Genomic DNA, 14,804 nt, shown 5'->3' with positions numbered 1-14,804 from the left:
TGCGTCATTGATCGCTTAATTCAATTAGCAACTTGAGACGGTTTTCTCTTGTCGGGTATACCGTCCGTAAACGGTCCTCACGTCACGCATCAAACACGCGCCATTCCCCCGTCTTGCGGAAGATCACTTCGCCGCTGGGGACGTGGACGACACGAATCTCACCGCCGGGTGGCGAGGTGAGGCTCTTGGCGGCCAGGGCTACAGCCAGTTCGCGGTTGGCCAGTGTGGCGCCGCTGCGGATGCCGGCACGCAGCAGCGTGGAGACGATGGGCTGAGAGCTTTCGATCTTGTAGGCTGACGTGTTCATGATCTTCTCCCTGGAATCCCGCTGTTGAGGAGAATAGTCTGCACGCCAAGTTTTACAAGCGTGTGGCAGCGATGCAAAAAAATGTATCGATCTGCTCACAAAGTTGCACGGCGTATATGGCGCGCCACATGAATGAGTGAGGCGTCCCAGTTCATCAGGAGGAAAGCCGATGTATGTGGTGATATTTCGCGCCCGGGTGAGGGCGCTGGATGAGGAGTATTCGCGGGTGGCGACGCGCATGCGCGAGCTGGCGCTGGGGCAATTCGGTTGCATCGCGTTCCATGCCGTGACAGAGGGCCCCGACGAGGTGGCGCTGTCCTACTGGCCGAGCGAGGAGGCCATCCGGGCCTGGAAGTCGCACCCCGAGCACGTGTCGGCCCAGCAGGCAGGCCGCGAGCGCTGGTATGCGTCTTATTCCGTGGAGGTGGCGCAGGTCACGCGTGAGTACCGCGTGGCCTGCTGAGGCCGTGCCGCCGGTGCCGGCGGTAGAAGACGTGCTTCAATGCTTCGGCACAAGCCAGGTACAGCAGCACCAGCACGGCCATCAGGCCCAGGAAGACCGGCGGCAGCGGTGCAAAGCCGAACAGGTGGCCCAATGGCGTAAAGGGCAGCAGCACGGTGGCGGCCACCACGGCCAGTGTGGCCAGCGTCAGGGTGCGCGACGGGCGGCTGCGCCAGAACGGGCCGCGGGTGCGGATGACCAGCACCGCCAGCGAGGCCGACACCACGGATTCGACGAACCAGCCGCTGCGAAAGAGTTCAGGGCTGGCCTGCAGCAGCCAGTACAGCACGCCGAAGGTGAGGAAGTCGAACACCGAACTCAGCAGGCCGAAGTACAGCATGAAGTTGCGGATGAAGCGCACGTCCCAAAGGCGCGGGCGCTCCAGCGCGCCGGGGTCCACCCGGTCGGCGGCAATGGCCATTTCGGGCAGGTCGGTCAGCAGGTTGGTGAGCAGGATCTGCTTGGGCAACAGCGGCAGGAAAGGCAGCAACAGCGAGGCGCCGGCCATGCTGAACATGTTGCCGAAGTTGGCGCTGGTGGCCATGAAGACGTATTTCAGCGTGTTGGCAAAGGTGGTGCGCCCTTCCCGGATGCCGGTGACCAGCACGTTGAGGTTTTTCTCCAGCAGCACGATGTCGGCTGCGTCCTTGGCCACATCGGCTGCGCCCTGCACCGAGATGCCCACATCGGCCGCATGCAGGGCCGGCGCATCGTTGATGCCATCGCCCATGTAACCCACCACGTGGCCGGTGGTGCGCAGCGCGCGGATGATGCGCTCCTTGTGGATGGGCTCCACTTCGGCAAACACGTCCACTCCGCGTGCCAGCTCGGGCAGGGCGTCGTCGCTCACCTGGCGCAGTTCCGGACCGCTCATGACACGCGGTGCGGCAAAGCCGATCTGGCGCGCCACTTCTGCTGCCACCAGTGGGTTGTCGCCGGTGATGACCTTGAGTCGCACGCCCAGGCCCCGCAGGTGGTGAAGCGTGTCGGCAATGCCCGGCTTGGGCGGGTCGGCCAGCAGCAGGAAGCCGGCAAAGACCAGCTCGCTTTCGTCACTCTCGCGCACCGTCTGCTGCGATGACGGCATGACCTTGCAGGCCAGGCCCAAGGTGCGCAGGCCACGTGCGCTGTACTCGGCCTGGCGCTGCAGGAGGGCGGCCTCCTGCTCGGCCAGCGGCACGCGCCGACCGTCGGGCATGGCTACTTGCGTGCAGGCCTGCAGCGTCTGGGCCAGCGCGCCTTTGGTGACGAGCAGCGTCTCGCCGGCTTCGGTGGCCACCAGCACGCTCAGGCGTTTGCGGGTGAAGTCATACGGCAGCTCGTCCAGCCGGCGCGCGCCGGCCTGGGCCGGGGTGGCGGCCATGAGGGCCGCGTCGATGGGGTTGCGAAAGCCGGTCTGGAAGTGGGCGTTGAGGCCGGCCAGCTGCAGCACGCGGAGGCTGTCGTGGCCCAGGCTATCGCAGGCGCCGGCCAGCTGGACCTGGCCCACCGTGAGGGTGCCGGTCTTGTCGGAGCAGAGCACGTCCATGCTGCCGAAGTTCTCGATGGCGGCCAGCCGCTTGACGATGACCTGCTGCGTGGCCATGCGCCGCGCGCCGCGTGCGAGGTTGACGCTGATGATGGCCGGCAGCAGTTCCGGCGTCAGGCCCACGGCCAGGGCCAGTGCAAACAGGAAGGCTTCCAGCACCGGCCGGTGCAGCGCGACGTTGAAGGCGAAGATGAGCATCACCAGCAGCAGCGTGACGCGGATCAGCAGGTTGCCGAAGGAGTGCACGCCACGCTCGAAACCGGTTTCCACCGGGCGCACACGCAGGCGCTGCGCAATGCCACCGAACACGGTGTCTTCGCCCGTGCGCAACACCAGGGCCCGGCCGGTGCCGCTGACCACATGTGTGCCCTGGAACAGGCTGTTGCTGCGCCCGGCCAGCGGGGTATCTTCGGGCAGTTCGCCGACCGACTTTTCGACGGGATAGGTTTCGCCGGTCAACGTGGCTTCGTCGGTGTAGAGGTTGCGCTCCTCCAGCAGCCGGCAGTCGGCCGGCACGCTGGCGCCGGCGCTCAGCAGGACCACGTCGCCCGGGACCACCGCGTCGGCCGCAATGGTCTGCTCCTGTCCGTCGCGCAGCACCTGGACCTGCAGGGCCACCATCTGCTGCAGTGCCTCCACGGCGCGCGTGGCCCGAAACTCCTGCCAGAAGCCCAGCAAGCTGCTGAGGGCAACGATGGCCAGGATGATGAGACCGTCGGTTGCATCGCTCAGCGCGAAGGACAGCATGGCGGCCGCAATCAGAATCAGCACGATGGGCGAGGCGAGCTGGCGCAGCAGCAGGGCCAGCACGGTCAGCGTGCGTTGGCCCCGCAGCACATTGGGGCCATACAGCCGCAGGCGCTGCGCGGCTTCAGCGCTGCTCAGGCCATCGGGACCGGACGCCAGGGTGCGCAAGGTGTCTGCCAGCGGGTGGCTCCACCAGGCGGGGGCGGGTGTGGCGCGTTCGGTCATGTTCAGTGGGTTCGATCGGTCAGGGCGCCAGCTTCTGCACCCGCTGCCCGTCCTGCAGCGAACTCGGCGGGAAGAGGATCACTTCGGTGCCGGGGGCCAGCTCGCTCTTGATCCAGGCTTCGTTGCCATTGCGTGCCAGCACCTCTACTTCTTGCTGGCGGGCATGGCCACCGTCCACCACGTACAGCGCGGCACGGGCGCCGGCGGGGAAGAGGGCGCTGACCGGCACCTTGAGCGCGTCGGGCACGGTCTGCACCACGATGCGCACGTCGGCCTTGAAGCCGTCGCCTAAAGCGTTCCACTGTTCGGGTGGGGAGGTGATGTCCAGCACCACGTTGACGCGCTGCTCCTCCACGCCGAGGGCCGAGACCTTGGTGTAGGCGGCTGGCTCCACCAGGCGCACGCGCGCCTGCAGCGCCTGCGGACCACCCCAGTTGGTGAGCACGGCCGGCGTGCCGGGACGCACCTGGGCGGCGTCTTCGGTCAGCAGGTCCACCACCACTTCCAGATTGGCGGGGTCACCCAGTTCCAGCAGGGGGGAGCCGGCCTGCATCAGGCCTTCGCTCTCCTGGGTGAGCTTGAGCACTTTGCCGGCGATCGGTGACTTGATCGCCCAGGAGCGTTGTGTGGTGCTCCCCTGGCCGAAGGTCCGGATGGCGATGCGCGCCTGTTCCAGTTCGTGTTGTGCGGCGTGTTCTTCCAGCCGGGCGCTGTCCAGCTCCTTCTGGCGCAGGCGTACCGTCAGGCGGCCGCTCTCGTTCTGCGTTGGCGAGACGAAGCCCTGTTGCGCCAAGGTCTCGCTGCGCTTGAGGTCAGCCACCGCCTGGTCCTGTGCTGCCTTGGCGCGTTCCACATTGGCGCTGGCGCGGCGCACCGCGGCCTCCAGCGCACCAATGCGCTGGTCCTGCTCCTGGCGCGTGCGTTCGTCCAGCAAGCCGGGCATCACCGGCCACAGCGTGGCCAATACAGCGTCGCGCTCGACCGCATCGCCCTGCTTGAGGGTGACGCGCTGCACGCGGCCGGTCAGCGGGGTGGAGACGACGTAGCGCTCGCGCAGGCGGGTCTTGCCGTCCTCCTGCACGCTGCGCTCGAACTTGCCTCGGCTGATCGTGCCCAACTCCACCTCGGTGGGGCGTGGCCAGAAGGCCCAGACCAGCAACAGTACCGCCAGCGCCGCGCCGCCAGCCATCCACAGTGTTTTCTTGTTGATCATCATCCAGTCCCTGCCTTGTCGGTTTCTATTCTCGCGTTTTCAGCACGCCCACCAAATCCAGCTGGTCGATACGCCGGCGCACGATCAGCGCGCTGGCCAGGCCGGCCGCCACCACGGTGACGGCGGCATAGGCGTAGGTGGAGGCATGGATCACGAGCGGGAAGAAGAACTCGTCGGTCTTGATCAGCTGCACGATGCCGGCGGCCAGCCAGTAGCCAGCGGTGAGGCCCAGCGGAATGGCCAGCAATATTTCCAGCGCCAGTTCGCCCAGCAGGAAGGCCGACACTTCGCCGCGTGTAAAGCCAAGCACACGCAGGCTGGCCAGCTCCCAGGCGCGCTCGGCCAGTGCGATGCGCGCATGGTTGTAGACGACGCCGACGGCAATGATGCTGGCAAACACGGTGAGGATGGCGCTGAACACCAGCACGTTGCGCGCCGTGACTTCTTCGATGTTGCGCAGCATCACGTCTTTGCTGAAGGCCGCCACCACGCGCGGCAGGCTCTTGAGCCGCTCCAGCAACACGGTTTCAAAGCCAGGTTCAACCAGCAGCGAGGCGCTGTTCACCAGGTCGCCTTCCTGCAACAGGCGGTTGAGGCTGCGGCGCTCGATGTAGGCGCCCATGCCCATCATTTCCTGCACCGTGCCCGTCACCGGCAGTTCCAGCACCTGGCGGCGGCCTTCCAGCAGTTCCACGCGCACGGTCTGGCCGGGCCGGATGTGCAGCTTGTCGGCCAGGCGGTCAGTGAGCAGCAGACCATCGGTTGGCGGCGCATGGGTATGCAGGCCGGTGTCCATGATGCGCTGCAACTCGGGCTGTGCGCTGCGGCCCTGCACGCTGCCGCGCCAGTGGTGCTGGCCGTGCACCAGCCGGGTGTTGACACTGCGCACGCCCTCGACGGCCGTCACATGGGGCAGGCGGGCCATCTCGTGGGTGACGCGTGCCGGTGTGGCCTCCACCAGACTCACGATCACATCGCCGCGCAGCACGAGACGGAACTGGGTGTGCAGCAGCATGTCGATGGTGTCGCGCCAGAAGGTGCCGCTGATGACGATGGCCATGGAGGCGGCGATGCCGGCAATGGTGAGCCCGGTGCGCAGCGGCCGGCGTTGCATGGTGCGCATGACCATGCGTGCGGCCGGACTGAACCAGTCGCGCAGGCCCCAGGCCTCGATGAAGGTCGGGCGGAAGCGGCCGGGTGCCGGCGGGCGCATGGCTTCGGCCGGCGCCAGCCGCACGGTGGCGGCAATCGCTTGCCAGGTGGCACCCAGGGCCGCGATCAACGTCAGCCCACCGGCGGCCAGCACCAGATCGGGCCGGATGCGGTGGCGCAGCTCGGGGAAACGGAACACCTCGGCATACAGGCCCATGAACGACTGGCCCAGCCAGGCCCCCACGCCCAGACCCAGCAGCATGCCCAGTATGACGATGAGCAGCACCAGCTTGAGGTAGTGCAGGCCGATGCTCCAGTTGTCATAACCCAGCGCCTTGAGTGCGGCAATCTGCTCGCGCTGGGTGGCGATCTGGCGGCTCAGCACCACGTTGAGCAGGAAAGCGGCCACGGCCAGGAAAATGCTGGGCAGCACGGTGCCAAAGACACGCTGCTCCTTGATCTCGGAGCTCAGCAACTTGTCGGACATCTGCTCGTCGCGGCCATAGGCGCGGGCACCACCGTAGGGCCCGAGCAATTGGTCCAGACCGTCGATCACCTGGCCTTCGCTGGCGCCCGGGGCGAGGCGCACCGCCACCTGGTTGAAGGCGCCTTCCATGTTGTAGGCCGCGGCCAGGGCCTTGCGGTCGAGCCAGAAGACGCCGAAGCCACGCAGGTCGGGTGAGCCCCCCATGCCAGCGAAGACGAATTCAGGCGACAGCGCAATGCCGACGATCTGCAGTTCCTCGCGTTTGCCGTTGATCAGGGCGCGGATCCTGTCGCCGGGTCGCAACTGCCGCGCGATGGCAAAACCTTCCGATACCAGCACTTCGAGCGTGCGGTCGCGTCGCGCCGTGATCATGCGGCCTTCGCGCAGGTGCAGGCGGTTGAGTTGTGGCAGTTGCTGCGGGTCGATGCCGATCAGGCGGCCGATGACGGGGTCCGACACGTTGGGGATGTCGATCTGCACCACCTCGCTGACCGAGGTCTCGACATGCGCGGCGCCGGGCAGGGCGGCCAGTTGGTGTTCCAATGCCCGCGGCGCGCGCTTGAGGCTGGCAAAGACGTCGGCAAAGCGGGCCTCGGTGTAGTAGACCTCGCGCGACCAGGACAGGCCGTCATAGGCGCTGAAGGTGGCGATGAACCCGGCCACGCCACTGGCCACCACCAGCGCGATGGTGATGGCCTGGCTCCACATCAGGCGCAGGTCGCGCAGCAGCTTGCGGTCCAGGGCTTTCATGGTCTGTGGCTCGTTACCGTGCTACCAGGACAGCTCCGAGGGGCTGATCTTGTGCGGGTTGACGTCTTCGCGCTGGATGCGGCCGCCGCCCAGATGCAGCACGCGGTCGGCCATGCCGGCGATGGCGGCGTTGTGCGTGATCACGATGGCCGTGGTGCCGAGTTCGCGGTTGATGCGTTCGATGACTTCCAGCACCAGCTTGCCGGTGACGTAGTCCAGCGCGCCGGTGGGCTCGTCGCACAGCAGCACCTCCGGGCGTTTGACAATGGCGCGTGCAATCGCCACGCGCTGCTGTTCACCGCCTGAAAGCTGAGAGGGGAAATGGTCCATGCGGTCTTCCAGGCCCACCATGCGCAGTGCTTCAGCGGCCGGCATGGGGTTGTGTGCGATGTCGGTGACGAGTTCGACGTTCTCGCGGCAGGTCAGGCTGGGGATGAGGTTGTAGAACTGGAACACGAAGCCGACGTGCTCGCGCCGGTAGCGCGTCAGGTCGGCATCGCTGGCGCCAGTGAGCTCGTGTTCGGCAAAGCGGGCGCTGCCGCTGCTGGGACGGTCCAGTCCGCCCAGGATGTTGAGCAGGGTGGACTTGCCGCTGCCCGAAGGGCCGAGCAGCACGATGAATTCGCCGCGGTAGATGGTGAGGTTGACATCCTGCAGGGCGCGCACTTGCACTTCGCCCATCTGGTAGGTCTTGCTCAAGTCCTTGGCGATGAAGACCGCCGTCGGCGTGCTGATTCCAGTCTCTTCCCTGATGTCGTTCATGTCCTGCTGGGCATTGTGTTTGCGGCAATGCAGCATGATATTCTCGTTCGACCATGACCGACATCCTGACCGTGACCATGAACCCTTGCGTCGATATTTCGACATCAACCGCCAAGGTGGCACCCGAGCACAAGCTGCGCTGCGAAGCACCGCGGCGTGAGCCGGGTGGGGGGGGCATCAACGTGGCGCGCGTGGTGCAGCGGTTGGGGGGGGCTTGCGCGGCGCTGTTTCCCGTCGGTGGCACCAGCGGTGCCCAGCTGCTGCGCCTGCTGGCGGCAGAACAGGTGCCAACTGTGCCCGTTCCGATTGCCGGCGATACGCGTGAGAGCCTGCATGTCCGCGACCGCTCTACAGCGGAAGACTATCGTTTTGTCATGCCCGGGCCCAATGTGGCGGCGTCCGAGTGGCAGGCCTGTCTGCAGCATTTGACGCGCATGGCAGTGGTACCGCGTTATCTGGTGCTCAGCGGCAGTCTGCCGCCCGGTGTGCCGGTTGATTTTTATGCGCAACTGGTGCGGTTGATGCGTGAGCGCGGCAGCCGCCTGGTGCTTGATGCCTCCGGGCCGGCGTTGGCGGCTGCACTGGAGGCAGGGGTCTATCTGGTCAAACCCAGCCTGCGCGAATTGCGCGAACTTTCCGGCCAGGCGCTGGAGAGTGAAACGCAATGGCGCGCCGCAGCGCAACAGCTGGTGGATGCCGGGCGGGCTGAAGTGGTGGTGTTGTCGCTGGGGGCACAGGGGGCTTTGATGGTGTCACGGCAGGAAACCGTGTTTGCGCCGGCTTTGACGGTGCCGGTGTCAACGACCGTGGGAGCGGGCGACAGCTTCGTGGGCGGCATGGTTCATACGCTGGCCAGCGGTGCTTCGCTGCGTGATGCCTTTGGCCGTGGTGTGGCGGCGGCCTCCGCGGCTTTGCTGGGTTCGGGGACCGGACTCTGCCAATCTGCCGATGTCGAGCGACTGCACCGTGAGGTGGTTTTGCAGGTCCGCTGAACGGGATTTTTTTCGGGCGCGGATTGTAACAACGCTACTTTTTGTGGATTGAATAAAATACGGGTGTTTTCGATGTTATTTTCCGTGTCTGCCTCCTGGCGGTCCAGGAGCGCAAGCGCGTATGCAAGAGAATCAGTCCGAATTAATCGATGTCAGTCAGCTGCGAATAGGCATGTTCGTGGAGCTGGACATCGAGTGGATGGCCCATCCTTTTCTCAAGGGCAATTTCAAGATTTCTTCAGAAAAACAGATCGAGGCCATCTGCAGCCTTGGCTTGGAGCAGATCCGCTATGTGCCGGCACGCAGTGCCCCCGCTGTTGCCAAAGTGATCGAGGTTACGCCCTCCAAATACCCCACCTTGAGTGCGGAAGACCTGCTGGCGTTGGAGGCGTCCAGGGCCGAGACATTGCGCCTGCGCAAATTGCGCGTCGAGGCGATTGCCGCCCAGCAGCGTAGCCTGCTCGCCTGTGAACGTCGTTTCGCCGATGCGGTGCGGCTTTACCGGTATGCAGCGGAGCAGGTTGTGGCTCAGCCCAAGGCCGTGGCCGAAAAATGCCATGGCCTCATCGACAACGTGGTCTCGGAGATGCTCTGCAACGGTGATACGGCCATTCGCCTGCTTTCCGAGGGGATGGGCGACCGCAACGCGATGCATCCTGTCAACGTCACCATCTTGTCCTTGCTGCTGGGCAAGGCGATGGGGCTGCCGCAAAAGGATATGGTCGACCTCGGTATGGCGGCCTTCTTGCATGACATCGGCAAGCTGGAGCTGCCGGAGCGCGTCCGTTTTTTCGACGAGAGTTTCTCCACTGTCGAGTACAAGCTGTACCAGGAGCACGTGGCCGAAGGGGTTCAACTGGCCAGGCGCATGGAGCTTTCCCCGGCGGTTCTGCTCGCCATAGCGCAACACCACGAAATGGTGGATGGCAGTGGCTTTCCGTCGCATTGCAAAGGTGAAAGCCAGCCTTTGTCGTCCAAGATCATGGCACTGGTCAACCGCTACGATGACCTGTGCAATCCCGGGCGGCTCGGCTCAGTTGCCATGACACCGCACGAGGCTTTGTCATTCATTTTTGCGCAGTTGAAGAACCGCTATGACAGCATGGTGCTCAGCGCGTTCATCCGCATGATGGGGGTCTATCCACCCGGCTCGGTCATTCAGCTGGTGGATGGCCGTTATGCGATGGTGGTGTCGGTGAACTCCTCGCGCCCGCTCAAGCCGCGGGTGCTGGTGCATGACCCGGAGATCAGCCGCCAGGAAGCCCTGATCGTGGATCTGGAGCAGGCGCCCGAGATCGGTATCCGGCGCAGCCTGAAGCCTGCCAATCTGCCGTCCGAGGCGCTGGACTACCTGATGCCGCGCCAGAGAATCTGCTATTTCTTCGAGCAGGCCGGGGTTCTGGCGAATTCGCCGCAACCGATCTGACGATCGATACCCGCGCCAGTTGGCGCGGGTCAGCGTGACATCAGATGACGCGCGCGGCTTTCAACTCAGCGATCTGCGCTTCGCTGTAGCCCATTTGTGCCATCACTTCAGTGGTGTGTTCGCCCAGCAAGGGGGAACGGGTCACTTCGGTGGGACTGTCGGACAACTTGATCGGATTGCCGACAGACAGGTACTTCCCGCGTACCGGATGGTCGACTTCCACGATGGTGCCGGTCTCGCGCAATGACTGGTCCTCGGCGATTTCCTTCATCGACAGGATGGGGCCGCAGGGGATGTCGAATTCGTTGAGGATGTCCATGGCTTCGAACTTGGTCTTGGTCTTGGTCCACTCCTCGATGCGGTCGAAGATCATCTTCTGGTGTGGCAGGCGCGCCTCGGGGGTGGCGAAGTGCGGGTTGGTGATCCAGTCCTCCTCACCGATGATCTTGCAGATGGCCGGCCACACGGCGGCTTGGGTGATGAAGTAGATGTAGGCGTTGGGGTCTTTTTGCCAGCCCTTGCACTTGAGCACGGCACCCGGCTGGCCACCACCGGAGGCGTTGCCGGCACGCGGCACGGCCTCGCCGAACTCGATTTCGGGGTACTGCGGGTACTCCTTGAGCACGCGGGTGCGTTCCAGGCGTTGCTGGTCGCGCAGCTTGACGCGGCACAGGTTGAGCACGGAGTCCTGCATGGCGGCCAGTACCTTCTGGCCGCGACCGGTCTTTTCGCGCTGGAACAGGGCGGTCACGATGCCCAGGGCCAGGTGCAGGCCGGTGCCGCTGTCGCCGATCTGCGCGCCGGTCACCATGGGCACGCCGTCCGGGTCACCGGTGGTGGAGGCGGCGCCGCCGGTACACTGGGCCACGTTCTCGTACACCTTGCAGTCCACGTAGGGGCCAGGGCCGAAGCCCTTGACCGAGGCCAGGATGATGCGCGGATTGATCTCCTGGATCTTCTCCCACGGAAAGCCCATGCGATCGAGTGCACCGGGCGCGAAGTTTTCCACCATCACGTCGCATTGCTTGATCAGGTTGACCAGCACTTCCTTGCCCTTGGGGTCCTTGGTGTTGAGCGTGATGGAGCGCTTGTTGTGGTTCAGCATGGTGAAGTACAGGCTGTCCGCGTCGGGGATGTCACGCAACTGGCCGCGCGTGGCGTCGCCTTCACCTGCTTTTTCCACCTTGATCACGTCCGCGCCGAACCATGCCAGCAATTGTGTGCAGGTGGGGCCCGACTGCACATGCGTGAAGTCGAGAATCCTGACGCCTTCGAGTGCCTTGCTCATACCAATCTCCTGATTTCAATGATAAGAATTTCTTATGAATAGACCGGACGGGTCTTGTATATGACTTGCATTTTATAGAGTTTGCCTACGTCGAAATATTGCTGTTTTTTATGCAGATCAGGTGCGCTGCTGATAGGTGTGAAAGGTGTGGCGTGATGTGCCCTTCATGACGCGCGCGACGGTGTTCTGAAACCGGCCGGGAAAAAAAGCGGCGCCTTGAGGCGCCGCATAGTTTCGTCAGGGGAAGCGGAACTCAGACCGCTTTTTTCGCGTGCATGGCCGCGATCTGGTCCTTGCTGTAACCCAGCTCGGCCAGCACCTCGTCGGTGTGCTCGCCCAGCAGCGGGGAGGCCTTGATCTCGGGCTTGAGATCGGAGAACTTGATCGGGCTGCCGATGGTCCAGTAGCTGCCGCGCACCTTGTGCGGTACTTCCACGATGGAGCCGCTCTTGCGCAACGACTCGTCGCGCAGCAGTTCCTTCATGGACAGCACCGGGGCGCAGGGAATGTCGTACTTGCGGAAGATGTCGACCGCTTCGAACTTGGTCTTGTCCTTGATGAAGTCTTCGATGGTGGCGAAGATCTCGTCGATGTGCGGCTGGCGGGCCTTGGGTGTGGTGTAGGCCGGATCGGTCTTCCACTCGGGTTTGCCCAGCGCGTCACAGATCGGCTCCCAGGCGTGGCCTTGCACCGTGAAGTAGATGTAGGCATTAGGGTCGGTCTCCCAGCCCTTGCACTTCAGGATCCAGCCCGGCTGGCCGCCGCCGCCGGCGTTGCCGCCACGCGGTGTGACCTTGTCCTTGAACGCGTCCATTTCATGCGGGTACTGCGGGTACTCTTCCAGATAGCCGACTTTTTCCAAACGCTGCTGGTCGCGCATTTTGACGCGGCATAGGTTGAGCACGGCATCCTGCATGGCCACAGCCACCTTCTGGCCCTTGCCCGTCTGCTGGCGGCCGATGATGGCCGTCAGGATACCGATGGCCAGGTGCATGCCGGTGTTGGTGTCACCCAGGGCGGCTGCGGAGATGGTGGGCACGGAGTTCTCACCTTTCCACCAGCCGGTGGTCGAGGCGGCACCGCCAGCGCATTGCGCCACGTTCTCGTAGACCTTCAGGTCTTCGTAGTGGTGGCCTTCGCTGAAGCCCTTGACCGAAGCCAGGATCATCTTGGGGTTGAGCTTCTGGATGTACTCCCAGGTGAAGCCCATGCGGTCCAGCGCGCCGGGGCCGAAGTTCTCGACCATCACATCGGAGGTCTTGATCAGCTTTTCCAGCACTTCCTTGCCTTCGGCGGTCTTGGTGTCCAGCGTCAGGCCGCGCTTGTTGCTGTTGAGCATGGTGAAGTACAACGCGTCGGCATCGGGCATGTCACGCAACTGGCTGCGGGTGACGTCGCCGGAACCCGGGCGTTCGACCTTGATCACGTCCGCGCCGAACCAGGCCAGCAGCTGGGTGCAGGCCGGGCCGGCTTGCACGTGCGTGAAGTCGATGATCTTGATGCCGTTAAGCGGTTTGTTTCCAGACATTTTCTATCTCCTTATGGGTTGCTCTTGTGAAATTACTTTTTCTTCGCCGCGCTGGTCGGGTTCAGACTGGTGATGCGACCGCTCTCGGTACCCGCGCCTTCGTCGATGACGGCGTTGATCAGGGTCGGTTTGCGCGACTTGATGGCTTCTTCCATCGCACGGCGCAGTTCGGCCGGGGTGGTGGCTTGCACGCCCACGCCGCCGAAGGCTTCCATCAGCTTGTCGTAGCGGGCGCCCTTGACGAATACCAGGGGCGAGGGATCCTTGGATCCGCCACGTGCCAGCTCGTCGCCGCGGTACACGCCGTTGTTGTTCATGATCACGATACAGACCGGCAGGTTGTAGCGGCAGATGGTCTCGACTTCCATGCCGCTGAAACCGAAGGCACTGTCACCTTCGATGGCAATGACCGGTTGGCCGCTTTCGACGGCGGCAGCCACGGCAAAACCCATGCCGATGCCCATCACGCCCCAGGTGCCCACATCCAGGCGCTTGCGCGGCTTGTACATGTCGACGATGGAGCGGGTGAAGTCCAGCGCGTTGGCGCCTTCGTTGACCAGGATGGCATCCGGGTTGGCCTTGATGATGTCGCGTACCACGTTCAGCGAGCTGTGGTAGTTCATCGGCGTCGGGTCCTTGGCCAGGGTCTCAGCCATCTTGGCGACGTTCTTGTTCTTGCGTTCGGCCACGGCGCCGGTCCACTCGGCCGGGGGCTTGGCCCAGTTGGCGCCCATGCCTGCGAGCAGGGCGGCCACGCAGGAGCCGATGTCGCCCACCAGCGGGGCGTCGATGGCCACGTTGCTGTCGGCTTCGATCGGGGAGATGTCGATCTGGATGAATTTCTGGCCACCGGCCGCCTTGTGGTCCTTGCCGCCCCAGGTCTTGCCTTTGCCGTGCGAGAGCAGCCAGTTCAGCCGAGCGCCCACCAGCAGCACCACGTCAGCTTCCGGCAGGACGAAGGAGCGGGCGGCCGAGGCGCACTGCTCATGGGTGTCGGGCAGAATGCCTTTGGCCATGGACATGGGCAGGTAGGGAATGCCAGACTTCTCGACCAGGGTCTTGATGTCGGCATCGGCCTGAGCGTAGGCCGCGCCCTTGCCGAGCAGGATCAGGGGTTTCTTGGCACTCTTGAGCAGATCCAGGGCCCGCTTGACGGCATCGGGCGCCGGAATCTGGCGCGGCGCCGGGTCCACCACCTTGATCAGCGAAGCCTTGCCGGCGGCGGCGTCCATGGCTTGGCCGAACAGCTTGGCGGGCAGGTCCAGGTAGACGCCACCGGGACGGCCCGAGACGGCAGCACGGATGGCGCGGGCGATGCCCACGCCGATGTCTTCCGCATTGAGCACGCGGAAGGCGGCCTTGCACAGGGGCTTGGCGATGGCCAGCTGGTCCATCTCCTCGTAATCCCCCTGTTGCAGGTCGACGATCTCGCGCTCGGAGGAGCCGGAGATCAGGATCATGGGCCAGCAGTTGGTGGTGGCATTGGCGAGTGCGACCAGACCATTCAGGAAGCCGGGGGCCGACACCGTGAGGCAGACGCCGGGCACGCCCTTGGCCCCGTTCATGAAGCCGGCAATCGCGGCGGCGTTGCCGGCATTGGCTTCGTGACGGAAGGAAATCACGCGCAGGCCTTCTTCCTGCATCATGCGGGTCAGGTCCGTCACCGGAATGCCCGGCAGGCCATAGATGTTGCTGATGCCGTTGAGTTTCAGGGCCTCGATGACCAGATGAAAGCCGTCGGTGAGTTCAGGCGAGTGTGATTCGTTTGTCATGATGAAATGTCTCTTCGTTTGACTTTGATGAAGGGCACGCAATGTGGCTGGGGTGGACGGTTTCAGAAAAAGTGACCAAAGGGGCGTTCAATCAAGTTCGGCGATGGCGTTTCCCGGTCTTGCAA

The 14,804-nt window shown here is 64.2% G+C and carries 11 protein-coding genes; 3 read left to right on the top strand and 8 right to left on the bottom strand.

The features are described from left to right. Positions 1-82: 82 nt before the first annotated feature. On the bottom strand, positions 83-307 hold the full coding sequence (locus CDE01S_RS09520; RefSeq protein ID WP_066706445.1) for a hypothetical protein: 225 nt from the start codon (positions 305-307) through the stop codon (positions 83-85). 169 nt (positions 308-476) lie between these two features. Between CDE01S_RS09520 and CDE01S_RS09515 the strand changes: the two genes are divergently transcribed. Continuing rightward, the gene (locus CDE01S_RS09515; RefSeq protein WP_066706444.1) at positions 477-770 is read left to right on the top strand and encodes an antibiotic biosynthesis monooxygenase family protein; all 294 of its coding nucleotides are present in this window, start codon (positions 477-479) and stop codon (positions 768-770) included. On the opposite strand, the gene mgtA is transcribed toward CDE01S_RS09515, so the two are convergent. Genes mgtA through CDE01S_RS09495 form a run of 4 tightly spaced genes read right to left on the bottom strand, consistent with a single transcriptional unit; the run spans position 742 to position 7,673 of the window. Continuing rightward, the gene (gene mgtA, locus CDE01S_RS09510; protein WP_066706442.1) at positions 742-3,309 is read right to left on the bottom strand and encodes a magnesium-translocating P-type ATPase; all 2,568 of its coding nucleotides are present in this window, start codon (positions 3,307-3,309) and stop codon (positions 742-744) included. The two genes, CDE01S_RS09515 and mgtA, sit on opposite strands and share 29 nt — an antisense overlap. A 19-nt stretch (positions 3,310-3,328) precedes the next feature. Continuing rightward, a complete protein-coding gene (locus CDE01S_RS09505; RefSeq protein WP_066706475.1) occupies positions 3,329-4,522 on the bottom strand; it encodes an efflux RND transporter periplasmic adaptor subunit in 1,194 nt (397 codons plus the stop codon). 25 nt (positions 4,523-4,547) lie between these two features. Beyond that, positions 4,548-6,911: an ABC transporter permease gene (locus CDE01S_RS09500; RefSeq protein WP_066706440.1), complete on the bottom strand. Its 2,364-nt coding sequence runs from the start codon at positions 6,909-6,911 to the stop codon at positions 4,548-4,550. Between the two features lie 21 nt (positions 6,912-6,932). Beyond that, a complete protein-coding gene (locus tag CDE01S_RS09495) occupies positions 6,933-7,673 on the bottom strand; it encodes an ABC transporter ATP-binding protein (RefSeq protein ID WP_066706469.1) in 741 nt (246 codons plus the stop codon). A 53-nt stretch (positions 7,674-7,726) separates the two neighbouring features. Here CDE01S_RS09495 and CDE01S_RS09490 point away from each other — a divergent pair, with 53 nt between their 5' ends. Beyond that, on the top strand, positions 7,727-8,665 hold the full coding sequence (locus tag CDE01S_RS09490) for a 1-phosphofructokinase family hexose kinase (RefSeq protein WP_066706437.1): 939 nt from the start codon (positions 7,727-7,729) through the stop codon (positions 8,663-8,665). Between the two features lie 121 nt (positions 8,666-8,786). After that, complete coding sequence (locus CDE01S_RS09485; RefSeq protein ID WP_066706435.1) at positions 8,787-10,091, top strand: cyclic di-GMP phosphodiesterase; 1,305 nt, start codon at positions 8,787-8,789, stop codon at positions 10,089-10,091. Positions 10,092-10,131: 40 nt separating this feature from the next. On the opposite strand, the gene frc (CDE01S_RS09480) is transcribed toward CDE01S_RS09485, so the two are convergent. From frc (CDE01S_RS09480) to oxc, 3 genes are all read right to left on the bottom strand, one after another. Further along, positions 10,132-11,379 (bottom strand): formyl-CoA transferase, encoded by a 1,248-nt coding sequence (gene frc / locus CDE01S_RS09480; protein ID WP_066706432.1) that lies wholly within the window; start codon positions 11,377-11,379, stop codon positions 10,132-10,134. Between the two features lie 253 nt (positions 11,380-11,632). Beyond that, on the bottom strand, positions 11,633-12,907 hold the full coding sequence (frc, locus tag CDE01S_RS09475; RefSeq protein ID WP_066706429.1) for a formyl-CoA transferase: 1,275 nt from the start codon (positions 12,905-12,907) through the stop codon (positions 11,633-11,635). 32 nt (positions 12,908-12,939) lie between these two features. Then, positions 12,940-14,679: an oxalyl-CoA decarboxylase gene (gene oxc, locus CDE01S_RS09470; RefSeq protein ID WP_066706427.1), complete on the bottom strand. Its 1,740-nt coding sequence runs from the start codon at positions 14,677-14,679 to the stop codon at positions 12,940-12,942. Between the last annotated feature and the right edge of the window lie 125 nt (positions 14,680-14,804).

Origin of the sequence: Curvibacter delicatus NBRC 14919 (assembly GCF_001592265.1) — a bacterium.
GTDB lineage: Bacteria > Pseudomonadota > Gammaproteobacteria > Burkholderiales > Burkholderiaceae_C > Hylemonella > Hylemonella delicata.
This window is presented reverse-complemented; position numbering and strand designations above follow the sequence as displayed.